Genomic DNA, 22,288 nt, shown 5'->3' on the forward strand with positions numbered 1-22,288 from the left:
TGTTTGTGTTGTAACAACGTAGATAGGAACCTAGTTAGCTTAACTTGAAATGCGAGCAATAAGCTAACCTACGGAGTAAAAATGGCAAAGGTAATCACTATTTTTGTATTACTGTACAGTATGAGTTTACCTACTTATGCGATGAAAACCTATCAACTGGATTGCCCTGATCGTGGAATAATGACAGTGCTACATACGAATTATTTAATTACCACTTTGAAATGGGGAAGCGAGTTTTTTGTATCGCGACCGACTATCCGGTATCGCAAGGAAGATGCAAGATATAATATCTACGATTTTTTAAACGGTGATTCTTTGATTAAAACCCTAGGTGACAATAAGCGTTATTATTTTATATATAAAGATGGGGATAGGGTGGAGTGCCATAAGCAAAGTGAAACCCAACTAGTTATTACCCAACTACCTATAGTGCCTTAATAACAGGCTACACCTACCTTTCAAGCTTGTTGTGATATTCTAATTCTGATAAGTTTTGCTTCTTCTAATACGCGCTTAGGTAAATAGACTTAATGAAACTTATTTCTTCACTTTTTTGTTCTTTTTTGATTGCTGGGTGTACATTTAATCCTAGTTTTGAAGCGAATAAATCAACATGGCCAAAGCCACATAAAGATCAGCGCACATCTGAACAAAAAAGAATAGATAGAGAAGCTGTACATGAACAACAAAGAGCAGTGATGAGAGGTGAAAAACCAGATTATGGTGTTTTTGATAGGTACTAACTTTTTGTTAAGTGTTTTTTAAAACTGTATGTTATAAACCTTTCTTTTATCACTAAAATAAGTGATTTTCTGGTGGTGAAAACCACCAGTTAAACCATAAAATTATATTTCAATACGCCAATATGAATGGTCTCAATACTACCTTGGGGTGACGGTGACTGAGGCTTCATAACCTAATAAATACAAAGCTTGCTCTAAAATATCGAGCTTAGAAGCATAATGGATATCGAGTAAGCGTTCTATCTGCTGCGCATTGATATTTAACCTACGGGCGATATCGAGTCGTTGAATTTTTGAATCTAGCATCGCATTATGTAAGGCAATTTTTAGGCAGCAAGTTATTGGTAGGTAGACAGTGAATGCATTCTCAGTTGGTTGAGTTGGCGTAGGTATTCGTTTTTTCCCTTCAATATACTCTGCAAAAGTGGCTAATAATATTTCTTGGGCTTCTAATTCAACATCTTCTCTACAATAGCTCACACCTTGAAGATCAGGAAAATCAGCAAAACTGATTTCATATGCTCCTTCTTCCTCGACAAACTCGACTGTTGCTTGATAAGTAAACATACCTTTCCTTTTGCTTTTTTAATGAGGGAGGAAGTGTTGCATTTGCTTGAGGGTAAAACAAGCGATAACACATGACTTCCGAGTTTGTATGCTTATCTCTAACCATTATAAGGTAGGCCAAGGAAAAACAGACTAGCTAAAAACCTGATGGGAAGGCCGATAATTTTTTATATGGTCGCCTTAACACAAATGCATCAATAGCGGAATAGTTTTATTCGGAAACTATTAAGAAAGACAAGAAATATATGTGAATTAAGTCACAAACTTAACAATATTTTTAAGCTTAAAATGCAGCAAAATTTGTATCTTTTATAAGCATTATTTTAACTGAATTATTTTAAATAAAATTAATTTATTTTTATTGTTGTTGTTATTGAATTACGGGGTTTACTTAGATTTGGTTTTTAGTCAGCACCATTTGTTAAAATAAAAGTATATAGTAATCTTTGTAAATAATAACATATAGTTATTAGGTGGGCAGTGTACAGTTGGGGGCCATTTAAAAAAATAAGTATTGTTACCAGTAAAAATGTGTTTATCGGCAATTATTTTGATCATATTTTGAGTATATTAAAATGATACAAAAAACATATCCTGAACAGAATGTTCTTAATTGAAACCTCTATTTTTTCTCAAGATGATAAAAGAGATTAGTTATCGTAGGTTGATCATTTTATTAAAAAAAATAAATATTCGACTATTTAAATAGAAAAATAAAATTGAATTAATACAAAAATAGACTTTAATGAAGTAATAACAAGATGATTACTGAAAATATAAAATAAGCAAAAATATATAACAATGAATTTTAAGTTAAATGAATGATTAATTATATGCAATACTCACAAAGTTAATTAATTTTATTAATATTATGATGTGACTATATAATAGACAATGTTTAATGATTCTAATGAAATTTGTGTGAGGTGACGATAATATGTATGACAATATAATTATTTTTTATCTATATACGATTGAATAATTTTGAATGATGGTTCGTTTTTCAATTAAACGTATTGAAAATTAATGACTAAATTTTATTCCTCTTATACCGATATTGACTTAAATGTAATTTCAACAATTCAGTTTCTCAATACCAAACTTTGATTTGGATCAATATGTTGGTTTTGATGTTGTGATTGGTTTTTATTGCTTAGTTATCGCATAAGGAGAGTGAACAGATTGATTAAAATCCTGTCATTTACCTTAGATTAATTCAAAATGTTGTAGATATTTGGGATAAGATGAAAGAAGATAAAGAAATAATAAAGATTATTTAATGAATTAATGGGTAATCGCCCCAATGGTACAAAAAGAAACATAAGTACCTTGAATAGTTAATTTAGTGGTGCATAATAATTGACGACTAATAATGACATCGGCAAATTCTGACTTTTACCGAAAATGCTAACTTTCTAGTCATTCTTTATTGTTGTAGGTATTCAGGAAATGTATTTAATTTAAGTTTGAAACTTTGTGTTTTTATACTCCAAACTGGGTATTCACCAATGGACAACATGGGAAAGTAATGGAATACATATACCCAATTTAATTACTTTTTATATTTAATAATTTGGCTACACACAATACTTTCAAATTCATATTTGTTCTTTTTGCACACAGATGTTGATAAATATTCGTAAAGGAAAAAAAATGAGCTCGACGACAGATTTTCTGAAGCATATATACGATATTAACCTCTCATATTTGCTATTAGCCCAAAAACTCATCTCTCAAGAGAAAGCCTCTGCGATGTTCCGTTTAGGTATCTCTGATGCAATGGCAACTACTTTAGCAGAACTCACGCTTCCTCAATTAGTCAAATTAGCAGAAACAAACCAGCTAATCTGTCAGTTTAGATTTGAGAATAGCGATACGATAGAAAAGCTAACCCGTGATTCAAGGGTGGATGAATTGCAACAAATTCATACAGGTATCTTACTTTCGACCCGATTATTGCAAACGCATAATGAAGGCGACAATGAAATAGCGAGAAAAAGATGAGTACCGCAGCTGAGAAAAGTATTGTTAAAGAAGCGAATGATATTCGCTTAGCAATGGAGTTAATCTCTTTAGGGGCTCGTCTTCAAATGTTAGAAAGCGAAACTCAAATCAGTCGTGGCCGATTAGTTCGTTTGTACAAAGAGCTAAGAGGCTGCCCTCCACCAAAAGGAATGCTACCTTTTTCTACAGATTGGTTTATGACATGGGAGCAAAATATTCATTCATCCATGTTTTATAATGCTTATCAATTTTTACTCAAAAGTGGCCAATGCAAAGGGGTTGATGCCATATTAAAAGCGTATCGGTTATACCTTGAGCAATGTATTCCAGAGCCTGATCAGGAACCTTTGTTAGCTTTAACGCGTGCTTGGACGCTTGTCCGTTTTGTTGAAAGTGGCATGTTGCAAAGTTCACAATGCAGTTGTTGCCATGGGTCATTTATTACTTATGCACATATCCCTGAAAACAGTTTCACTTGCAGTTTATGCCAGCCGCCATCAAGAGCAATAAAAAAACGTAAACTTTCCGAGCATCTAGCCGATATTACGGTATATCGACAGGATGGCATTACTAAAGCGGTAATGTAATTGGATTGATTGGTCAACAGGCAAAGCTTTTTGCCTGTCATTTCCAAAATTCCCTTTGACTGCCATCTGTTAACCAACGGAGTGAAAGGGAATATTGTGTTAATACTCATCGGGTATCTCATTGTTACAGTAGCGGTTATTGGCGGATATATAATGGTCGGTGGCCATTTAGGTGCGTTATATCAACCAGCTGAATTTGTCATTATTTTAGGCGCAGGTTTAGGTGCGTTTGTTGTTGGTAACAGTGGCAAATCTATCATCGCTTTGTGCAAAGTATTACCAAAACTCTTTCGCCGTTCTTCTTATAACAAAACCATGTCGATGGATTTAATGGCGTTGTTATTTCAATTACTCAATAAATCACGTCAACAAGGGTTACTTGCCCTTGAGAAAGATATTGAGAACCCGCAAGAAAGTGAAATTTTTTCCCAATACCCTCGTATTTTAAAAGATGAAACAACCATGATGTTTGTGGTGGATTATTTGCGTCTGATGGTAAGTAGTAACTTACAAAGCCATGAAATTGAGGCGTTAATGGATGAAGAATTAGAAACCTTTCGTCAAGAAAATGAAGTCCCAGCTTCAGGTTTAAACATGGTTGGAGACTCGATGCCTGCATTCGGGATTGTTGCTGCAGTTTTAGGCGTGGTGAATGCGCTTGGCTCGGCCGACCGTCCTGCGGGAGAGTTAGGCGCTTTAATTGCCCATGCAATGGTTGGGACATTTTTAGGTATTTTAGTCGCTTACGGATTTATTCTGCCATTAGCAGCACTGATTAGGCAGCGTAGTAGCGAACAACTGAAAATGATGGAGTGCATTAAGGTGACCTTTCTTTCAGCATTACAAGGTTATGCGCCCCAAATCGCCGTTGAGTTTGGTCGTAAAGTACTCTTTAGCGTAGATAGACCTTCCTTTGTTGAACTTGAGGATAGAGTTCGTGAGGTGAAAGTAGGCGCTCGCACACAAGAAACGACTGAGGAGTAGCATTAGGATGGCAGCCAATACTCCTCATATTATCCGAGTTAAAAAGCGTAATTCACATCGGCAAAGTGGTCATGGCGGTTCATGGAAAATTGCTTATGCCGATTTTATGACTGCAATGATGGCGTTCTTTCTCGTGATGTGGCTGATCTCAATTTCAAGTCCTCAGGAACTGACTCAGATTGCTGAGTATTTTCGCACCCCATTAAGTACCGCAATTAACCCAGGTAAAAAAAGTGGGGATGCTACAAACCCAATTCCCGGTGGTGGTAAAGACCCTATTTTCCGCGAAGGGGATGTGATGCCAGAACCAAACAATATTATTGACGGTGACGCAAATTATCGCTTTGAAAAATTAAAAAAGTCACTTGAACAAGCCATTTTAAAAGACCCTCGTTTGAACGAATTAAAACCACATTTGCTCATTGATATGATTAATGATGGTTTACGTATCCAAATTGTTGATAGTGAAAATCGACCCATGTTTAAAGTGGGGTCTGCCACTGTTGAGCCTTATATGCGCGATATCCTACGTGCGATTGCACCGCTTCTGAATGATGTCCCAAACCGTATCAGCATTTCCGGTCATACGGATGATTTACCTTATGCTAATGGGGCAAATTATAGTAACTGGGAGCTGTCATCTGACCGAGCAAACGCTTCTCGTCGTGAGTTAATTCGTGGAGGGATGGATGAAAACAAGGTACTACGAGTTGTAGGAATGGCATCTGCAATCCATTTAGATACCGAAGATGGACTTGCACCTATTAACCGCCGGATAAGCATTATCGTGTTAAATGATGAAGATGCAAAACAAATATTACGTGAATACAGTGGGGCAAAACCCATCAACGATGTGCTGAATAAACCGCAAAAAATATCGTCTGACCCCATTGTGGATGAAATATCTGCGGTAAAAATACCGTGATAAATCATAGTAATTTGAATTTATTACATGACTTGTTTAGTTGTCTGCCGGTCATTCCGGCAGACAGCGTTAAGTGAAACCTAAGCGAAACTGGATAAAAACCATGGATATTACCGAGTTTTATCAAACATTTTTCGATGAAGCCGATGAGTTGCTCAGGGATATGGAACAACATTTACTTGAGCTTGATCCTTTTGACCCGGACAGCGAACAGCTAAATGCCATTTTCCGCAGTGCCCATTCAATAAAAGGAGGAGCTGCAACCTTTGGTTTCACTCAGTTGCAAAACACCACTCATACATTGGAAAACTTGCTGGATAAAGCGCGTCATGATGAGTTAACGCTCACACCTGACATCATTGACGTATTTCTTGATGCAAAAGATGTAATGGCGTCACAGTTAGATGCGTATAAAAATGATTCTTTACCTGATGAGGAAACATTTAAGCGGATTTGCGAGGTCCTTAGCCGGGTTGAAAACCATGCTGAGGAGGTCACTGAGCCAGCACAACCGCAAACGGAACAATTAGTTGAAACTGAGATTGCTGAAACGGCCACGTCACAAGGCGAGTTTTCACACTATTTTATGATCACATTAAATCAACTAAAAGAAAGTGAAGTTGATTTACTTGCCGATGAATTAAGTTTATTTGGCAATCTGTACCACACTGAAAAAACCGCTGATAGCCTACAGGCTTGGCTTGGAACTAATACAGATATTGATGATATTTGTGGCGTATTATGTTTTGTGGTTGACGAGTCACAAATTACTCATCAAACGGTCTCTTTTAGCGACTGCCAGGCTGTTGCTCCTGAAAAAATCACTGCTAGTGAACCTGACAACCAAGCCAACGCCAACGTTGTTGAGCCGAAGGAAGAAACTAAGCCAGTAGCCACATCACCGGCTACTGCTGTAACAACGAATACATCGAAAAAACCTGCTGTAGCTAAACCCAAAGGGGACTCTAGCAGTATTCGTGTTGCAGTCGAAAAAGTTGACCAACTGATTAACTTAGTTGGCGAGCTAGTCATTATCCAATCTATGTTGACGCAACATAGCCAGCAAGTAGACCAAAACGAATACAGCGATTTATTAAGTTCGATTGTGCAATTAGAGCGGAATTCACGGGCATTACAAGAATCTGTTATGTCTATTCGCATGATGCCAATGGATTATGTCTTTAGCCGTTTTCCTCGCATGGTACGCGATATTGCATCGAAATTAGGCAAAAAAATCGAACTCAAAGTGGAAGGTAGCTCCACGGAGCTAGATAAAAGCTTAATAGAGCGGATTGTTGACCCGCTAAATCATTTGGTACGCAATAGTCTTGATCACGGAATTGAAAAACCAGAAGTTCGGTTAGCCAATGGTAAACCAGAAGCTGGCACATTGACGTTGGCTGCGGCACATCAGAGCGGCAATATTTGCATTGAAGTTCGTGATGATGGTGCGGGGTTAAACCGTGAACGCATTTTGGCAAAAGCCAAGTCTCAAGGCATGAATGTGCATGACGGGATGAGCAATGATGAAGTAGCCATGCTGATTATGGCACCCGGTTTTTCAACTGCTGAGGTCGTGACGGATGTCTCTGGTCGGGGTGTTGGAATGGATGTTGTTAAGCGGAACATTCAAGACATGGGAGGGCGTATTCAGATAGGTTTCACCGAAGGTAAAGGGACAATCATCCGTATTTTACTCCCCTTAACTTTGGCTATTCTCGATGGTATGTCCGTAAAAGTTGCGGAAGACGTATTTATCGTGCCGTTAAGCGCCATCATCAGCACATTACAACCACGTCAGGAAGATATTTACCGTTTAGCGGGTGAAGAAAAAATGTTGCTTGTGCGTGGAGAATACTTACCACTCGTTGAATTACATAATGTTTTTTCAATTGACGGGGCTGAACGCCATTTAGATAACAGCATTGTGTTGATTATCCAAAATGCAGGTCATCGCTTTGCCTTATTAGTTGACAAGCTAGTAGGACAACAACAAGTGGTGGTGAAAAATATTGAAAGTAATTATCGCAAGATCCCAGGTATTTCTGCAGCAACAATTATGGGCGATGGCTCTGTTGCATTGATTTTAGATGTGGCCGAGCTGCAAAGAATGAATAACAGCATTTTGATTAAAAAGAAACAACAGGTTTCTCAACCTGTCGTGCACTAAATAGAGGCCATACACCATGTCTATGTTAGATGATGATTTAAATAAACACGAAGAAGAAAAGAACGGCGAAGGCTATCTTATTTTCACTTTAGGTGAAGAAGAGTACGGCATTGAAATTTTAAAAGTGCAGGAAATTCGTGGCTATGAGCAGGTTACTCGTATCGCGAATACACCAGATTTTATTAAGGGCGTGACCAATTTACGTGGTGTGATTATCCCTATTATTGATTTACGCGTGAAATTCTCCCATGAAAACGTGGTGTATAACGATAATACCGTTGTCATTGTGGTGAATTTAAAAGACCGAGTCGTTGGAATTGTTGTGGATGGTGTTTCTGATGTGCTGGTATTAAATGAAGAACAAATCGCACCGCCACCTGATTTTGCTGTGACCTTATCGACACAATATTTAACAGGTCTTGGGACAGTTAATGACCGTATGTTGATATTAGTCGATATTGAAAAGTTACTAACAAGCGATGAAATGGCACTAATTGACAGCATGGCTGAGTAATTCTCAGCCTAACTATTTGTGCAAATAATAATAAGTCATTGGCTAAAGTTTTTGGCTTGATGACCGATATCCAAAATACAACAAAATTATGTTAGTAAAACGTCATGTACAGTCGAATTAAAATCGTATCAGGACTTTTGTCCGTCATTTTTATCTTTATTTTACTGCAGCTGGTATCCAGTGGTTTGATGTTTACCAAACTGGGCGATAACAGCGACAGTATAAATTACTTGAATTCATTACAACGCCAAAGGCAAGTCTTAACAGAAAGTTGGGTTAATTTATTACAAGCTCGAGCTAATTTAAATCGGTCAATTAACGCTTATTTATTAGAAGGGCGCAAAATTCAAGACGATGCCACCAATGAAGAGCTGATTAAGGCTGCGAAAAATAACTTCAAAGCGGCGGATGGTGCTTATGACCGTTATAAGAAGCTAATGCAAAGTTCGGATTATGATAAAGCCAAATTTGAACAGCTTTTTAGCACTTATGAAACCTATCGAAATGCACTAATTAAGCTAGGTGAATATGCTGAAAAAGGTGATTTAGAAGGCTTTTATGCCCATAGAACCTCAGGGCATCAAGTGAAATTTGAAGAGCAATTTAACGCATATTTTGCTGATATCTCCTCTGACTTTCAAGCCGAAGTCGTAAATGCAGACAATAATTATCGCCAGTCATTATATATGTTGATGACGTTATCGATTGCGTTAGCCTTTATTGGATTCTTCAGTTATCGCTATGTTCGTAAGGGAATTATTGAACCTCTCAGTTTATTAAATCAACGAATTCAAGTCTTTGCTTCAGGGGATTTGACGCCAAATATAACCACAACGGCGAACAATGAAATTGGTGAGTTGGCGAATGGTGTCCAGCACATGCAGCAGGAGTTGATTAATACGGTGCGTGGCGTATTGGATGGTAGCGAAACTATTTACCAAGGTACTACTGAGATTGCTGCGGGTAATAATGATTTATCTGCACGAACAGAGCAACAAGTAGCTTGCTTGGAAGAGACTTCTGCCAGTATGAGTGAGCTGACGGCAACGGTGAAACAAAACACTGAGTATGCACATCAAGCCAGTGAATTTGCTAGCCAAGCATCGGTTATTGCGAAAGAGGGCGGTAAGGTTGTTTCCAATGTGGTGAGTACCATGTTGAACATTGCGGATAGCTCGCAAAAAATTTCTGATATTACCGCCGTCATTGACAGCATTGCCTTCCAAACCAATATCTTAGCATTGAATGCAGCAGTAGAAGCTGCACGAGCGGGTGAGCATGGGCGCGGGTTTGCAGTCGTTGCCGATGAAGTGCGTAACTTAGCTCAGCGTAGTGCGGATGCGGCAAAAGAAATTAAAACGCTTATTGAAGATTCAGTATCAAGAACGGATACCGGGGCACGCCAAGCCGAAGACGCAGGTGAGACAATGACTAAAATTGTCGAATCGGTTACCCGTGTGACAGACATTATGACTCATATTGCAACGGCTTCCGATGAGCAAAGCAAAGGGATTGCCCAAGTCAGCATCGCCGTAGCCGAAATGGATAAAGTCACACAGCAAAACGCGTCTTTAGTTGAGCAATCGGCAGTTGCTGCCAATGTATTGGAAGAACAAGTCGCGAAACTGTCGCAATTGATTTCTATCTTCCGCTTACCACCATTAAAACAAAGTGAAATACGTAATATTAAACCGGCAGAAAGAACGGTTTCGAATATCGTTAAGACGCCGGATTTAACAAAAATATCATCGAAGGAACATAAAGATGATGACAATTGGGAAACTTTCTAACGATTAAGCTCAGTTTTACGCTGCAAAGCTTCGGTTTTGCAGCGTTTCTGTGCATTAGAAAACAAGGCAATGTATTAGGCGATCAGTTCTCTTAGCTGGCACAAGTGGGGATTTCAATGTTTGGTAAAAATATCCGGATTTCAGTGAGTTTATATCTACTTCTCATTTTATTTTGTGGGATGCAGATCGTGTCTAGCGGGGTTTCTGTTGGAATAGTTGTTAGTGAATTAAATTCATTGGAACGCATCGATTTAGGGTCAAATAAGCGTGCACTATTAGAAGAAACGAATAAACACTTAATGCAGGCACGTAACAGCCTGACGCAAATTGCATTACTGAATAAAGTTGGGGGGCATGAGCCTCTGATAGAAGAAACACAGGTGACATTCGATAATTTACTAGCGGAAGCGGCTAAAGATTACACCGAATTTAAAAACCAGCCAATCCTTAGTGAAGAAGAGAACCTCGCGGCGCTGGATGAAAGGTACCAAGCTTTTGTTATCACATTAAAAGCGTTAAAAGCGCATTTAGATAATAAAGATGTTCCAGCTTACATTGCCTTACCCGCTCAAGAAAACCAAGAACAACTTGAAGCAGGGATTCGCGATTACCTCGATTTACTGAAAATCGAGAATGAAGAGTCTTTATCTGCGGCAAGGATGTACAACACCTTCGCTTGGAGCTCATTTATCTCTGTTATCGTGATCATCATAGTAGTCATCGCATTTGCCCACTATTGGATGAAACGCAAGGTAATCACTCCTCTTAAAAGTATGGGAGAACACTTTGCATTAGTCGCAGATGGGAAATTAAACCAAACTATCGAAGTGAAAACGGGTGATGAAATTGGCGAGGTTTTTGGCAAGTTAAAGCAAATGCAAGAGTCTTTAGTCACATCAGTGACAGCGCTGCGTTCAAATACCGACCAAATGTATACGGGTATCCACGAAATTGCTTTAGGCAATAATAACTTATCCTCACGTACTGAGCAGCAAGCCGCATCTTTGGAAGAAACGGCGGCTAGTATGGAAGAGCTGACAGCAACGGTTAAGCAAAACGCAGACAACGCGCGTCAGGCGAGTGAATTGGCGGTGAGTGCTTCTAAGACGGCAACGAAAGGGGGCGAAATTACAGAAGATGTCATCGATACCATGACGTCGATTGCAAACAGCTCTCAAAAAATCAGTGCCATTATTAGTGTGATTGATGGTATTGCCTTCCAAACTAACATCTTAGCGCTAAATGCTGCTGTTGAAGCTGCGCGAGCGGGTGAACAAGGGCGAGGTTTCTCTGTTGTTGCAGGGGAGGTTAGGGCCTTAGCCCAGCGCAGTGCCGAAGCCGCCAAAGAAATTAAAACTCTTATTGATGAGTCCGTGGGCCGTGTAAGCCAAGGCTCTCAATTAGTGAATGAAGCGGGTACCACAATGAGTGAGTTGGTTGCAGCTGTTAACCAAGTTACTGAATTGATGGGAAATATTGCTTCAGCCTCAAATGAACAAAGTCGGGGTATTGAGCAAGTAGCTACCGCTGTAAGCCAAATGGATCTTGTCACCCAGCAAAACGCAGCTTTAGTGGAACAATCTACTAGTGCTACTGCCGCCTTAGAAGATCAGGCTAACAACTTAGTTGATACCGTTGCGTTCTTTGAACTCCCCGAAAATGGGACTCAGCGAATTCGACGTTGAGTAGATGAGTTTTAATTTACAGTTTTAAGTGAATCAATTTATTGGTTTTCGGCTGAGGAAGTGAAACACAATTTTCATTTCCTCCGCCATCAAGAGCAGCCTGAATATCCGGCTGCTTCTGGGTTTTTATTGAATAGGACGACAAGTACGATGCTTTTTGTACCACAGGTGGAACCACTGACTGATGACGAGTTTAGTCGGGTTTGTCGATTTATTCATAAAAAATCAGGCATTGTCCTTACCATGAATAAAAAAAATATGGTCTATAACCGGCTATTAAAGAGGTTAAGGGATTGTAATATCGGCAATTTTTCGGATTATTTGCGGATGTTAGAGCGTGAACCTCAGCATCCAGAGTGGCAAGCTTTTGTAAATGCTTTAACCACCAATTTAACGGCCTTTTTCCGCGAACCGCATCATTTTGTGACGCTGGCGGAGTTTATCCGTACACGGAAAAACAGCCCTATTAATGTTTGGTGTGCAGCTTCTTCGACTGGTGAGGAACCCTACTCTATCGCCATGACACTGAGTGATGTTCTGGGGCCTAATGCTGTTAATGCCAAAGTGATTGCTAGTGATATTGACACTGAAGTCTTGGAAAGAGCTAAGCAGGGTGTATACCGCATTGAAGAGTTGAAGAACCTAAGTGCATTACAGCGACAGCGCTATTTTATGAAAGGTGTTGGTGAGTTTGATGGCTATGCCCGAGTGAAACCCGCATTACGGCAAATGATTGAATTTCGTTACTTAAATCTTAGCGACCATGACTGGCAATTACAGCATCGTTTTGACGCTATTTTTTGCCGTAATGTCATGATTTATTTTGATAAAGAAATGCAAATGAAAATGCTAGAGCGTTTTGTTCCATTGCTTAAGCCAGATGGTTTGTTATTTATTGGACATTCAGAAAATTTATCTCAGTTATCGCAAAGTTTTGTGATTAAAGGGCAAACCGTCTACAGCTTGCAAGCTGCGAGGAGGGGGTAATGAAAAAAATTAAAGTGCTATGTGTGGATGACTCAGCACTGATGCGTCAATTAATGCGCGAAATTATTAATAGTCATGAAGACATGGTAGTGGTGGATACCGCACCAGATCCTTATGTTGCACGTGACTTAATTAAACAACATGAGCCTGATGTCATTACGTTAGACGTTGAAATGCCACGTATGGATGGTATTGATTTCTTAGAAAAATTAATGCGTTTACACCCAATGCCCGTCGTCATGGTTTCGACATTAACCTCTAAAGGTTCCGAAGTGACGTTAAAAGCACTGGAATTAGGCGCGGTAGATTTTGTCACCAAACCGCAAATTGGTATCCGTGAAACGATGATCAGTTATCGCGATGTGATTGGTGAAAAAATTCGTGCAGCGGCGATGTCAAAAATTACACAGCGCAGTCGTTTTACGCGTGCAGAGAAAAAAGTTACAGAGCCGATTTCACAGGCTAAAGCTTTGTCTCCATATGTTTGTAATAGCCGAGTCATTGCGGTTGGTGCATCGACTGGGGGGACAGAGGCGATACGTCAATTTCTTGAAATGCTCCCTAAAGAGTGCCCGCCCGTAGTGATCACCCAGCATATGCCCGCAGGGTTTACTCGCTCGTTTGCTGAAAGACTAAATAAACTTTGCGTGTTGACAGTCAAAGAAGCGGAGCACAACGAATTGCTGCAAAAAGGCCATGCGTACATTGCTCCTGGCGACTCACATATGCTAATTGCAGATAAAGGCAAAGGTTTTCAAGTCATTTTGCAACAGAGTGAGCCGGTTAACCGCCATCGCCCATCTGTTGATGTGTTATTTGATTCTGTTGCCCAGTGTGTTGGCCGAAAATGTATTGGCATTTTGCTGACAGGAATGGGAATGGATGGGGCAAAAGGGCTACTTAATTTACGCCAGCAGGGGGCTATCACTTATGCGCAAAACGAAAGTAGTTGCGTTGTATTTGGTATGCCGCGTGCTGCGATAGAAATGGATGCGGCGGATGAGGTGCAAGATATTCTTAAAATTGCCCCTAGCGTTTTAGCAAGACTTTCTTCTGTGTCGGTTTAACGATGCAGAAATTCACAATTGTTTTTTGAAGGAGTGGTTATGGCCGCTAAAGATCTCAGTTTTTTGGTTGTCGATGATTTTTCTACAATGCGTCGTATCGTCCGTAACTTATTAAAAGAGCTCGGGTTTAATAAAATAGAAGAAGCAGAAGACGGCGTTGATGCATTAGAGAAGATCCGCACAGGCAATATCGATTTTGTTGTTGCAGATTGGAATATGCCAAATATGGATGGTTTAGAACTGCTTAAAACTATCCGTGGTGATGATGCCCTGAAACATATTCCAGTTCTAATGGTCACCGCAGAAGCCAAAAAGGAAAATATTATTGCAGCCGCACAAGCAGGAGCAAGTGGTTATGTGGTTAAGCCGTTTACCGCAGCTATCTTGGAAGAAAAATTAAATAAAGTTTTTGAAAAAATGGGTCTGCAATAAACGCGTATACCAAAGGAGATTGTCATGACAGAACAGTGTGGTATCGGGAGCAATCGCAATGGTAATGATGATTTAAAACAAGTCATTACGCGGATTGGTACCTTAATGAGAACGCTAAGAGAGAGCATGCGAGAGCTTGGTCTTGAAAAAAGTGTTCAACAGGCGGTTGCCAGCATTCCTGATGGTAAAGATAGGTTACGTTATATTGCCCAAATGACTGCGCAAGCAGCAGAAAAAACGTTAAATGGCATTGATGTTATCAAGCCATTACAAGTTGATATGAATAAAAACGCACAAGCGTTACAACAGCAATGGCAAGAAGCGGAAAATGATGCTGTCCCGGCTCAATTGCGACAATCAACAGAGGCATTTTTAAGCCAAGTGATCCAAGACAGCGAAACGACTAAAGCTGAACTACTTGAAATTATGATGGCGCAAGATTTCCAAGATTTAACAGGGCAAGTCATCAAAAAAATGATGGAAGTTGTTGAAGAAGCGGAAAAACAATTACTGGCTTTGTTGATGGAGAATACGCCACCAGAAATGCGCGTCAAAACGCAAAATGAAGGTTTGCTCAATGGGCCTCAAATTAATAAAGAAGGTGTGAACGTAATGGCATCACAGTCACAGGTTGATGATCTTCTTGATGAACTCGGTTTCTAACCGAACATTTTAAGCCTTTGTTTATGGAGCTACCCTAATAGTCATCCTGCTAGAGTAGCTTCAATTTAGTTGAATTATATCTTCATCAGGCTGCAAGCGGCTGCGCTGTTGACTACATTCATTCACCTTAGTCACTTTGTTGATAGAGGCTTTATCGACGAGTTCATTTATTGGCTAGCGCTAACTTGAGTTATTTAGAGTATAGGGGGTATTGTAATGATAAATAACGATTTAATCTCTACTATAGTCAGGGACACTGAAACAGAACAACATAATGAGACTGATATTGAATCACCTTATATAGAATTAGAAATACGCAAAGAGATGATTAACCAGCTTAAATTAGCCCGCATTGCCAATAATTTAACCCAAGTCCAAATCGCTGAAAAAATGAAAACGCAAAAGCAAAATATTTCACGTTTAGAAAAAGGGCAGTTTGACCCTAAGCTTGGCACATTACTAAAGTATGCAGATGCATTAGGCATGCGCCTTTCACTGAGCGTCACGGTCAAATAAGTTGAAAGGTACAGCGAATATTAATCATGCTGATATACCGTGATGATTTTGCTGCCGAGCACCTGTTCTAGTTGGTCGATAAAGCAGTCTTGTATGTCCCAATTATGGAAGCTAAAACCTAAATTTCCAAAAGCCCATTGTGGGTCAAAATTCCAACCGGAAAGTGGGGCATTGAAGTTGCAATTAAAACACCCAAGAATTTCAGGTCTCCCTTCGTACCAATCGGAAACGGTATCGCCCCATGCGTTACTATGTTCACTTTGTTCTTTGGCGCATTGTGGGCAATAAATACCAAGACCATTTCCCCCTGCGTGGAATACGGTGCGTTCGGTGACGATGGTTAAATAGTTTTTTAATGTCTCTTCAGGTAATTGAGTCGGTACTATCTCATCATTGACAACATAGAGAATCGGCTCTTTATAGGCGGGCGTTGGGCGATAAATGACTTCACCATATTCAATATGTTGAAAATGTGGGTCAATAATGCCTTGTTGCTTTAGCCAATTAAGTATGTGCTGCGCATGCTTAGGGGCATCTTCTAAGGGAACATCAGGGGCAACAAGATGACAAATATCCATAATAACCTTTTATTGTTAAAAGCCATCAATAAGTAAGTCAATTGCGTGTTTAATCGTGTTTTGTTGGCAGTTCAAGTCAACGATTTCTTTCCCTAATAATGAATGAGGGACGCAAGCCATTTGGTGTGTCATTAAAACAAACACCTGCCCGTTGCTAAATAACTGGGGGTTAAGGCAAGTAGGTAATGGTTTTTTAACTAGCCTGCTATCGAATAACGGGATGACTAAAAGAGTATTCAATATATCAATAATATTACTTTGAATGTCCAGTAAATATGGGTGTTTGACTGTATCTTCTCGATTTTGATAGAGGCAATATTGCATTAAAAAACCTTGTATTTATCTGAGAGTAATCCGTATTCTTCATTGTTCCTATTTAATTGATTAAAACCTTCGATATTTTCATTTTTCCACTTTTGTGCTTCTAGGCGTTTTAATTCAGCTTGTAAGGCACAAGTTAGTATTGCAGATAAGTTGAGTTTAGCCCGCCTTGCTTGTTCGCAGAGCTCAGGCGCTACAGTGATACTGATGTTTTTTTATTCTTTATTAATACGAAATATAGGATTATCTTCAGTGAGCGCTCATGTTTGCGAAGCTATTCGCAAGATTGCTGGCTTATTGCTCAATGGGCAAATAACCCCCTCGAAGTGTGTCTATTTTCCACCATTGATTTTCTTACACTCTGTCATGCTATGCGATAACTCGTATTTTAAAATGATGGAACAGATGTGTCCGACGAGAGTGATGTAGAAAAAACAGAAGAACCCACTCCCCATAAAAAGCAGAAAGCCAAAGATGATGGGCAAATAGTTCGTTCAAAGGAATTGAGCTCGTTAATGATGATGTTAGCGGGTATTAGCTTACTGTGGCTAAGTGGTGGGCATCTGGCAACTCAACTAAGACAAATAGCTCGTCAAGGGTTTATTTTTGATGGGCATTATTTACAAAATACGGGCTTAATGATCAGCTACTTAGCTAGGGTCGTTAGTGAGGCATTATTTGCTTTACTTCCGGTGATTGGTGGGTTGGCGCTCGTTGGGATTTCGGCTTCGTCACTGGTGGGCGGGCTAGTATTTAATAGCAAATTGATTAAGTTTGATTTGAAAAAACTTAACCCGTTGAAAGGGTTAAAACGTATTTTTTCAATGAATGCATTATCTGAGCTATTTAAAGCAATTTTGAAATCGTTATTTGTTGGGTTAGGGGCTTTTATATTTTTATGGGAAAGTTGGCCATCATTGCTGCATTTAGTGATGGAATCACCGATTACCGCCCTTAGTAATGCACTACAAAAAGTAATTTTTGCTGGCTACTTAATTGTCTTTTTACTGATCCCAATGGTGGCGTTTGATGTATTTTACCAATTTCGCTCTCATTTGAAAAAATTAAGAATGAGCCGCCAAGAAATCAAAGATGAATTTAAACAGCAAGAGGGTGACCCCCAGATAAAAGCCAAAATTCGCCAGCAGCAACGTGCTATCGCGCGTAATAGGATGATGGCGGATGTCCCCAATGCGGATGTGATAGTCACCAACCCAACCCATTATGCGGTGGCGCTAAAATATGATGATAAAAGAATGGGAGCGCCAAAAGTATTAGCAAAAGGTGCCGGGGTTTTTGCTCAACGTATTAAAGAAATCGGTGAAGAACACCGAATATTGCAGTTAGAAGCACCGCCCTTAGCACGTGCATTATATCGCCATGCAGAGATAGGACAAAGTATCCCTGTTGCCTTATATGCTGCGGTAGCAGAAGTTTTAGCATGGGTTTACCAATTACGTCGCTGGCGTCGTGAAGGTGGGCTCAGACCGAAAAAACCGAAAAATTTACCAGTGCCACCAACACTGGACTTTGCTGGAGATAACAATCGAGATGGCTAATTTGGCTTCACTTTTAAAATTGCCGAAAAACTTACAAGGAACGCAGTGGCAAATACTTGCGGGTCCGGTTCTTATCTTATTGATTTTGTCGATGATGGTACTGCCATTGCCGGCATTTTTATTGGATTTATTGTTTACTTTTAATATCGCACTTTCCATCATGGTATTGCTAGTGGCGATGTTCACTAAACGGACCCTCGATTTTGCCGCGTTTCCAACCATCTTGTTATTCGCCACATTGTTACGTCTTTCCCTTAACATTGCTTCCACGCGGATTATTTTACTTGATGGTCATACAGGGCCAGACGCAGCAGGGCGAGTCGTTGAAGCATTTGGCCACTTTTTAGTCGGCGGTAATTTTGCTATCGGTATTGTGGTATTTATCATCCTAGTATTGATTAACTTTATGGTTATCACTAAAGGTGCGGGGCGCATTGCGGAAGTGGGCGCACGCTTCGTACTTGATGGTATGCCGGGTAAGCAAATGGCTATCGACGCAGACCTCAATGCTGGCATCATTAGTGATGACGAAGCGAAAAAACGCCGTGCCGAAGTAACCCAAGAAGCTGATTTTTACGGTTCAATGGACGGGGCGAGTAAGTTCGTCCGTGGCGATGCTATCGCGGGGATCATGATTATGGTGATTAACGTGATTGGAGGCTTAATTGTTGGGGTCGGTCAACATAATATGTCTCTGGGGGATGCGACCAGTGCCTATACCTTGTTAACCATCGGTGATGGTTTAGTCGCCCAAATTCCGGCATTAATTATTTCGACCGCGGCAGGGGTTATCGTCACTCGTGTTGCAACGGATGAAGATGTGGGTGAACAGATGGTCAACCAACTCTTCAATAACCCGCGAGTGATGTGGCTCAGTGCAGGGGTCCTTGGGCTAATAGGTTTAATACCTGGAATGCCTAACTTTGTTTTCCTGTTGTTTACTGCAGCGTTAGCGGCATTGGGTTGGTATCTAGTTCGTAAAGCTCAGCAACCGGAAAATGCCGCGGGGGACAACAACCAAGCACAACATTTTCAAGAAGCGAACAAAGTTGTTGAAGCAACGTGGGATGATGTGCAATTAGAAGACTTGTTAGCGATGGAGGTCGGGTATCGATTGATACCGCTCGTTGACAGTGAGCAGCAAGGTGAATTGCTGGGTCGCCTTCGTGGTTTACGTAAGAAATTCGCTCAAGAAGTAGGCTATTTGCCCCCTGTTGTCCATATTTGTGACAACCTAGCACTTTCCCCATGTGAATACCGTATTTTAATTAAAGGCGCTGAAGTTGGGCGTGGTGAAGCACAACCGGGGCGTAGTCTTGCTATCGACCCTGGTAATGCGGCGGGGTCATTGCAAGGTGATGAGACTAAAGAACCTGCATTTGGTTTACCTGCCGTTTGGATTGATGATGATTTACGTGAGCAAGCGCAAATTCAAGGCTATACGGTAGTGTCTGCGAGTACCGCGGTAGCAACGCATTTCAATCAAATTTTATTGCAAAACTCAAGCACGTTATTTGGTCGCCAAGAAGCACAAATGTTATATGACCGAGTGAAAAAAGAGATGCCAAAACTGGCTGATGACCTGATCCCCGATACCATCTCATTAACAATTTTGCACCGTGTTCTACAGAATTTATTAATGGAAGACGTAGTGATCCGCGATATGCGTACCATTATTGAAACACTAGCAGAAATGGCGGGGGAAAATGGCGAGCAAAAAGACACGGACTATTTAACTTCGCAAGTGAGAATTGCATTAGGCCGCGCTATTACTCAACAGTGGTTTGGTAATGCAGAAGAAATTCAAGTTATTGGTTTAGATGCGGGGCTTGAACAAATTTTATTGCAAGCGGCCAAAAATGGTGGGGGCTTAGAGCCTAACCTTGCGCAGTTTATTCAAACTCAAGCAGAACAAGCAATTTCTCACCAAGAAGCGATGGGGGCTCCTACAGTGTTATTAGTTAACCATGCTTTACGCCTAATTTTATCGCGTTTCTTACGCCGAAGTTTGCCGCAGTTAGTGGTGATGTCTAATTTAGAAATGACTGACCACCGTAAGATTAGAATGACTTCGATGATTAGTGGTAGCTAACCCTGTTGCGCCAACCTATATGGCCAGTAGGATAGGTATGTTATTGTTTTAAGGCATATACCGAAGGCGTGTATTTGAACCCACGTTAAAGCGTAAAGAAAGTATGCAAGGTCACTCTTATTCGAGTGGCCTTTTCGCATTTGATAGCTGATTAAAATGAACCAATTTGTTTATGAGGGGAAACTGAATTAGGCCTTTATCAGAGGCTTCTTAGATGGGCTGCATATCAGGGGATAGCCAGCAGGTCGGTTAAATGGCGGTAGGTTTCCTTTAGTCGACTTAATGTTGAAGCTATATCAGGTCATTGAGTAAGCTGTCTGATAGGCTTTGAGATGATAAAAAAGGATTTTTGAACTAGGAAGAACACAGTTTAAATCGAAATTTTTTTACCTAAAACAGGGCGTTTTGATTCTAAACCATCAGCACCATAAGTGGATTGGTTGTTGTGTTTCTTTACAAAGTTTAGGCGTTGAGCATTGAGTTCTATATGTAATTGCAGCATTTGGTGGTTGCGATAGTTTAATTCTTTTAAGCTGGTTGTTAATACTTTAATCGCTTCCCATACACTGGCTAATTCAGTATTACCTTCATAAGGCGCGGTAATTTCTGCTTGTGATTCGAGTTGTAGCCGCTGGGTCTCCCCATGGCCTATCGCCGCAACAAGGAAACGTTTTTGTTCAGTCGTTTCCTGAAAAGGCGAAGGCGGAACACGCTGGTAACCTAATAGTAGTTCCTCATTTTTCATCACGATTTGCAATGATTGTAAATGAGCATGTTGCTGTTCTAGCAAGATTAATAGTTCATCAGTCATGGTAGTTATTTATTTCATTGATAACATGCACTCATGTGCATCACGTAAAATGCCATCAGCAATCTTTTCTGCATCCATTTTCAGGGTACCATCTTTGATAGCTTGTTTAATTTGTTCAACTTTAGCGCTGTTAATATCGCTAGCTTGGGGCTGTAATAATTTTTTTTGCAGCTCACTCGGGACAAATGTACTTTCTTTAATGATTTCATTTGTCGAAATTTTTTTATCGCGCATCGGGGTAGCCGTATCTTGTGGGTCACGGTTTGTTACCTGAGTTAGCGCAGAAATTGCAGGTGTTTGCTCAATAGCCATAATGTGTTTTCCTGTTCCCGATTTTTATCATATGAGAGTTATCGGCGTATTTTGTGGGATCTTTAGTCTTTATAGTGTTACAAAATATTGCCTTTATTCGTCATATTTCAAGCCGCCTCTGCGTTAACTTACGCTCATTCGCACTAGTCACTTACTTATGTAAGCTCCTAGCGACTCATTCACTTGTCGCCTTGATGCGACTTGAACTATTTAGAATAAAGGTTCATTTTGAGTGAGTTGACATTAAGTACAGACTCGTCATATTCGGTCTTGATGGCATTTATTTTAATGCGATATTAACACTGCCATTCTCTTGTGCTAACCCATTGACTACTTGACCATTGAGTAATCTTACACGAATATTTTGCCCAATGGTGGCATTATTAATGGCTCTTCCTTCGTATTTCACTGAAAAATTTTCCCCATTAGCAAAGACAAATACGGTTTGACCTGCTTTTATTGCCCAAGGGAGTCGGATCATCGATTTGGTAAATGTTTGCCCCGCAGGGATATTACGAAGTGCTATTGCGCCGCGTAGTGCCATTTTATCAGTACTCGCTCCAGCGGGAAGCTTATGTAATAAGCCTTTTTTACTGCCAATATCCACAAACTCAATAGATTCACCACGATTTATATTACGTGTTGCAACGAAATATTGCCCCGTCACATTCACAATTAGCTGAATAAATTGTTTTTTCTTACCACACTGCACTGGAATAGATACATTTCCCATATTTCTGCCCCCAATAGGTGGACTGATTTGGGGGTTCTCACAGCTTGGCCAACGTTCAATCGGCGTTTTGATCTCAATAGAAACTTGGTTTTTTTTACCGTGAATTTGGCGGAAATAGTGATTGATATCTTGAGGTAATGAAGCTTGAGCAAGGCTAATGGTTAACCCTAATACACTAATTACAATGCTAAATGGCAGCTTTTGACGATAACGCATGTAGGGATAGCCTCCTTGGTAAGCAAACTTTT

At 40.1% G+C, this 22,288-nt stretch carries 24 protein-coding genes; 17 read left to right on the forward strand and 7 right to left on the reverse strand.

The window, feature by feature from the left end:
- Window positions 1-81: 81 nt before the first annotated feature.
- The gene (locus P3L56_RS07680) at window positions 82-438 is read left to right on the forward strand and encodes a hypothetical protein (RefSeq protein ID WP_042844291.1); all 357 of its coding nucleotides are present in this window, start codon (window positions 82-84) and stop codon (window positions 436-438) included.
- 92 nt (window positions 439-530) lie between these two features.
- On the forward strand, window positions 531-743 hold the full coding sequence (locus P3L56_RS07685) for an AAA family ATPase (protein ID WP_129465768.1): 213 nt from the start codon (window positions 531-533) through the stop codon (window positions 741-743).
- A gap of 138 nt (window positions 744-881) precedes the next feature.
- Here P3L56_RS07685 and P3L56_RS07690 read toward each other — a convergent pair whose 3' ends face one another.
- Window positions 882-1,310 carry an antitoxin HicB gene (locus P3L56_RS07690; RefSeq protein ID WP_042844289.1) on the reverse strand — a complete coding sequence of 143 codons (429 nt, stop codon included), beginning with the start codon at window positions 1,308-1,310 and terminating at the stop codon, window positions 882-884.
- Window positions 1,311-2,963: 1,653 nt separating this feature from the next.
- On the opposite strand from P3L56_RS07690, the gene flhD reads away from it, so the two are divergent.
- From flhD to P3L56_RS07755, 13 genes are all read left to right on the forward strand, one after another.
- A complete protein-coding gene (gene flhD / locus P3L56_RS07695) occupies window positions 2,964-3,314 on the forward strand; it encodes a flagellar transcriptional regulator FlhD (RefSeq protein WP_042844288.1) in 351 nt (116 codons plus the stop codon).
- Window positions 3,311-3,901 carry a flagellar transcriptional regulator FlhC gene (flhC, locus tag P3L56_RS07700; protein ID WP_042844287.1) on the forward strand — a complete coding sequence of 197 codons (591 nt, stop codon included), beginning with the start codon at window positions 3,311-3,313 and terminating at the stop codon, window positions 3,899-3,901. Before flhD ends, flhC begins: the two co-directional genes overlap by 4 nt.
- Before the next feature lie 96 nt (window positions 3,902-3,997).
- Window positions 3,998-4,885, forward strand: coding sequence for a flagellar motor stator protein MotA (gene motA, locus P3L56_RS07705; RefSeq protein WP_042844286.1), 888 nt, complete (start codon window positions 3,998-4,000; stop codon window positions 4,883-4,885).
- Window positions 4,886-4,892: 7 nt separating this feature from the next.
- On the forward strand, window positions 4,893-5,810 hold the full coding sequence (gene motB, locus P3L56_RS07710; protein ID WP_042844285.1) for a flagellar motor protein MotB: 918 nt from the start codon (window positions 4,893-4,895) through the stop codon (window positions 5,808-5,810).
- Window positions 5,811-5,913: 103 nt separating this feature from the next.
- Window positions 5,914-7,980: a chemotaxis protein CheA gene (gene cheA, locus P3L56_RS07715; protein ID WP_210831755.1), complete on the forward strand. Its 2,067-nt coding sequence runs from the start codon at window positions 5,914-5,916 to the stop codon at window positions 7,978-7,980.
- Between the two features lie 16 nt (window positions 7,981-7,996).
- Complete coding sequence (gene cheW, locus P3L56_RS07720) at window positions 7,997-8,494, forward strand: chemotaxis protein CheW (protein ID WP_042844283.1); 498 nt, start codon at window positions 7,997-7,999, stop codon at window positions 8,492-8,494.
- Window positions 8,495-8,598: 104 nt separating this feature from the next.
- Window positions 8,599-10,284 (forward strand): methyl-accepting chemotaxis protein, encoded by a 1,686-nt coding sequence (locus P3L56_RS07725; protein WP_131679911.1) that lies wholly within the window; start codon window positions 8,599-8,601, stop codon window positions 10,282-10,284.
- Between the two features lie 116 nt (window positions 10,285-10,400).
- Window positions 10,401-11,969, forward strand: coding sequence for a methyl-accepting chemotaxis protein (locus tag P3L56_RS07730; protein WP_272686208.1), 1,569 nt, complete (start codon window positions 10,401-10,403; stop codon window positions 11,967-11,969).
- Between the two features lie 150 nt (window positions 11,970-12,119).
- On the forward strand, window positions 12,120-12,956 hold the full coding sequence (locus P3L56_RS07735; protein WP_042844279.1) for a CheR family methyltransferase: 837 nt from the start codon (window positions 12,120-12,122) through the stop codon (window positions 12,954-12,956).
- Complete coding sequence (locus P3L56_RS07740; RefSeq protein WP_042844278.1) at window positions 12,956-14,023, forward strand: chemotaxis response regulator protein-glutamate methylesterase; 1,068 nt, start codon at window positions 12,956-12,958, stop codon at window positions 14,021-14,023. Before P3L56_RS07735 ends, P3L56_RS07740 begins: the two co-directional genes overlap by 1 nt.
- A 39-nt stretch (window positions 14,024-14,062) precedes the next feature.
- Entirely contained in the window at window positions 14,063-14,455 is a 393-nt protein-coding gene (cheY, locus tag P3L56_RS07745) for a chemotaxis response regulator CheY (RefSeq protein WP_034782834.1), read from the forward strand.
- 24 nt (window positions 14,456-14,479) lie between these two features.
- Window positions 14,480-15,118, forward strand: coding sequence for a protein phosphatase CheZ (locus P3L56_RS07750; protein ID WP_042844277.1), 639 nt, complete (start codon window positions 14,480-14,482; stop codon window positions 15,116-15,118).
- A 216-nt stretch (window positions 15,119-15,334) separates the two neighbouring features.
- Window positions 15,335-15,634, forward strand: coding sequence for a helix-turn-helix transcriptional regulator (locus P3L56_RS07755; protein WP_042844276.1), 300 nt, complete (start codon window positions 15,335-15,337; stop codon window positions 15,632-15,634).
- Window positions 15,635-15,654: 20 nt separating this feature from the next.
- On the opposite strand, the gene P3L56_RS07760 is transcribed toward P3L56_RS07755, so the two are convergent.
- The 3 genes from P3L56_RS07760 to P3L56_RS07770 are packed head-to-tail and all read right to left on the reverse strand — an operon-like array spanning window position 15,655 to window position 16,742.
- Window positions 15,655-16,212 (reverse strand): hypothetical protein, encoded by a 558-nt coding sequence (locus P3L56_RS07760; protein WP_071547928.1) that lies wholly within the window; start codon window positions 16,210-16,212, stop codon window positions 15,655-15,657.
- A 15-nt stretch (window positions 16,213-16,227) separates the two neighbouring features.
- Window positions 16,228-16,536, reverse strand: a complete 309-nt coding sequence (locus tag P3L56_RS07765) for a CcdB family protein (RefSeq protein WP_048606785.1) — start codon at window positions 16,534-16,536, stop codon at window positions 16,228-16,230.
- On the reverse strand, window positions 16,536-16,742 hold the full coding sequence (locus P3L56_RS07770) for a type II toxin-antitoxin system CcdA family antitoxin (protein WP_316927704.1): 207 nt from the start codon (window positions 16,740-16,742) through the stop codon (window positions 16,536-16,538). The genes P3L56_RS07765 and P3L56_RS07770 overlap by 1 nt, the downstream gene beginning before the upstream one ends.
- A gap of 198 nt (window positions 16,743-16,940) precedes the next feature.
- Here P3L56_RS07770 and flhB point away from each other — a divergent pair, with 198 nt between their 5' ends.
- Together flhB and flhA are read left to right on the forward strand one after the other, a co-directional pair.
- The gene (gene flhB, locus P3L56_RS07775) at window positions 16,941-18,092 is read left to right on the forward strand and encodes a flagellar biosynthesis protein FlhB (RefSeq protein ID WP_042844273.1); all 1,152 of its coding nucleotides are present in this window, start codon (window positions 16,941-16,943) and stop codon (window positions 18,090-18,092) included.
- Window positions 18,085-20,184: a flagellar biosynthesis protein FlhA gene (gene flhA / locus P3L56_RS07780; protein ID WP_042844272.1), complete on the forward strand. Its 2,100-nt coding sequence runs from the start codon at window positions 18,085-18,087 to the stop codon at window positions 20,182-20,184. Before flhB ends, flhA begins: the two co-directional genes overlap by 8 nt.
- Window positions 20,185-20,554: 370 nt before the next feature.
- Here flhA and P3L56_RS07785 read toward each other — a convergent pair whose 3' ends face one another.
- From P3L56_RS07785 to flgA, 3 genes are all read right to left on the reverse strand, one after another.
- The gene (locus tag P3L56_RS07785) at window positions 20,555-20,995 is read right to left on the reverse strand and encodes a flagella synthesis protein FlgN (protein WP_042844271.1); all 441 of its coding nucleotides are present in this window, start codon (window positions 20,993-20,995) and stop codon (window positions 20,555-20,557) included.
- 9 nt (window positions 20,996-21,004) lie between these two features.
- The gene (gene flgM / locus P3L56_RS07790) at window positions 21,005-21,307 is read right to left on the reverse strand and encodes a flagellar biosynthesis anti-sigma factor FlgM (protein ID WP_042844270.1); all 303 of its coding nucleotides are present in this window, start codon (window positions 21,305-21,307) and stop codon (window positions 21,005-21,007) included.
- A gap of 280 nt (window positions 21,308-21,587) precedes the next feature.
- The gene (gene flgA, locus P3L56_RS07795) at window positions 21,588-22,256 is read right to left on the reverse strand and encodes a flagellar basal body P-ring formation chaperone FlgA (protein ID WP_210831509.1); all 669 of its coding nucleotides are present in this window, start codon (window positions 22,254-22,256) and stop codon (window positions 21,588-21,590) included.
- Window positions 22,257-22,288: the final 32 nt, after the last annotated feature.

This window comes from Providencia sp. PROV024 (assembly GCF_032709665.1).
Classification (GTDB): Bacteria; Pseudomonadota; Gammaproteobacteria; order Enterobacterales; family Enterobacteriaceae; genus Providencia; species Providencia huashanensis.

Excerpts from the sequence above, each read along its gene's own strand:
- P3L56_RS07680 (WP_042844291.1), top strand. The coding sequence starts at position 82 with ATGGCAAAGGTAATCACTATTTTTGTATTACTGTACAGTATGAGTTTA.
- P3L56_RS07685 (WP_129465768.1), top strand. The coding sequence starts at position 531 with ATGAAACTTATTTCTTCACTTTTTTGTTCTTTTTTGATTGCTGGGTGT.
- P3L56_RS07690 (WP_042844289.1), bottom strand. The coding sequence starts at position 1,310 with ATGTTTACTTATCAAGCAACAGTCGAGTTTGTCGAGGAAGAAGGAGCA.
- flhD (WP_042844288.1), top strand. The coding sequence starts at position 2,964 with ATGAGCTCGACGACAGATTTTCTGAAGCATATATACGATATTAACCTC.
- flhC (WP_042844287.1), top strand. The coding sequence starts at position 3,311 with ATGAGTACCGCAGCTGAGAAAAGTATTGTTAAAGAAGCGAATGATATT.
- motB (WP_042844285.1), top strand. The coding sequence starts at position 4,893 with ATGGCAGCCAATACTCCTCATATTATCCGAGTTAAAAAGCGTAATTCA.
- cheA (WP_210831755.1), top strand. The coding sequence starts at position 5,914 with ATGGATATTACCGAGTTTTATCAAACATTTTTCGATGAAGCCGATGAG.
- cheW (WP_042844283.1), top strand. The coding sequence starts at position 7,997 with ATGTCTATGTTAGATGATGATTTAAATAAACACGAAGAAGAAAAGAAC.
- P3L56_RS07725 (WP_131679911.1), top strand. The coding sequence starts at position 8,599 with ATGTACAGTCGAATTAAAATCGTATCAGGACTTTTGTCCGTCATTTTT.
- P3L56_RS07730 (WP_272686208.1), top strand. The coding sequence starts at position 10,401 with ATGTTTGGTAAAAATATCCGGATTTCAGTGAGTTTATATCTACTTCTC.
- P3L56_RS07735 (WP_042844279.1), top strand. The coding sequence starts at position 12,120 with ATGCTTTTTGTACCACAGGTGGAACCACTGACTGATGACGAGTTTAGT.
- P3L56_RS07740 (WP_042844278.1), top strand. The coding sequence starts at position 12,956 with ATGAAAAAAATTAAAGTGCTATGTGTGGATGACTCAGCACTGATGCGT.
- cheY (WP_034782834.1), top strand. The coding sequence starts at position 14,063 with ATGGCCGCTAAAGATCTCAGTTTTTTGGTTGTCGATGATTTTTCTACA.
- P3L56_RS07750 (WP_042844277.1), top strand. The coding sequence starts at position 14,480 with ATGACAGAACAGTGTGGTATCGGGAGCAATCGCAATGGTAATGATGAT.
- P3L56_RS07755 (WP_042844276.1), top strand. The coding sequence starts at position 15,335 with ATGATAAATAACGATTTAATCTCTACTATAGTCAGGGACACTGAAACA.
- P3L56_RS07760 (WP_071547928.1), bottom strand. The coding sequence starts at position 16,212 with ATGGATATTTGTCATCTTGTTGCCCCTGATGTTCCCTTAGAAGATGCC.
- P3L56_RS07765 (WP_048606785.1), bottom strand. The coding sequence starts at position 16,536 with ATGCAATATTGCCTCTATCAAAATCGAGAAGATACAGTCAAACACCCA.
- flhA (WP_042844272.1), top strand. The coding sequence starts at position 18,085 with ATGGCTAATTTGGCTTCACTTTTAAAATTGCCGAAAAACTTACAAGGA.
- P3L56_RS07785 (WP_042844271.1), bottom strand. The coding sequence starts at position 20,995 with ATGACTGATGAACTATTAATCTTGCTAGAACAGCAACATGCTCATTTA.
- flgM (WP_042844270.1), bottom strand. The coding sequence starts at position 21,307 with ATGGCTATTGAGCAAACACCTGCAATTTCTGCGCTAACTCAGGTAACA.
- flgA (WP_210831509.1), bottom strand. The coding sequence starts at position 22,256 with ATGCGTTATCGTCAAAAGCTGCCATTTAGCATTGTAATTAGTGTATTA.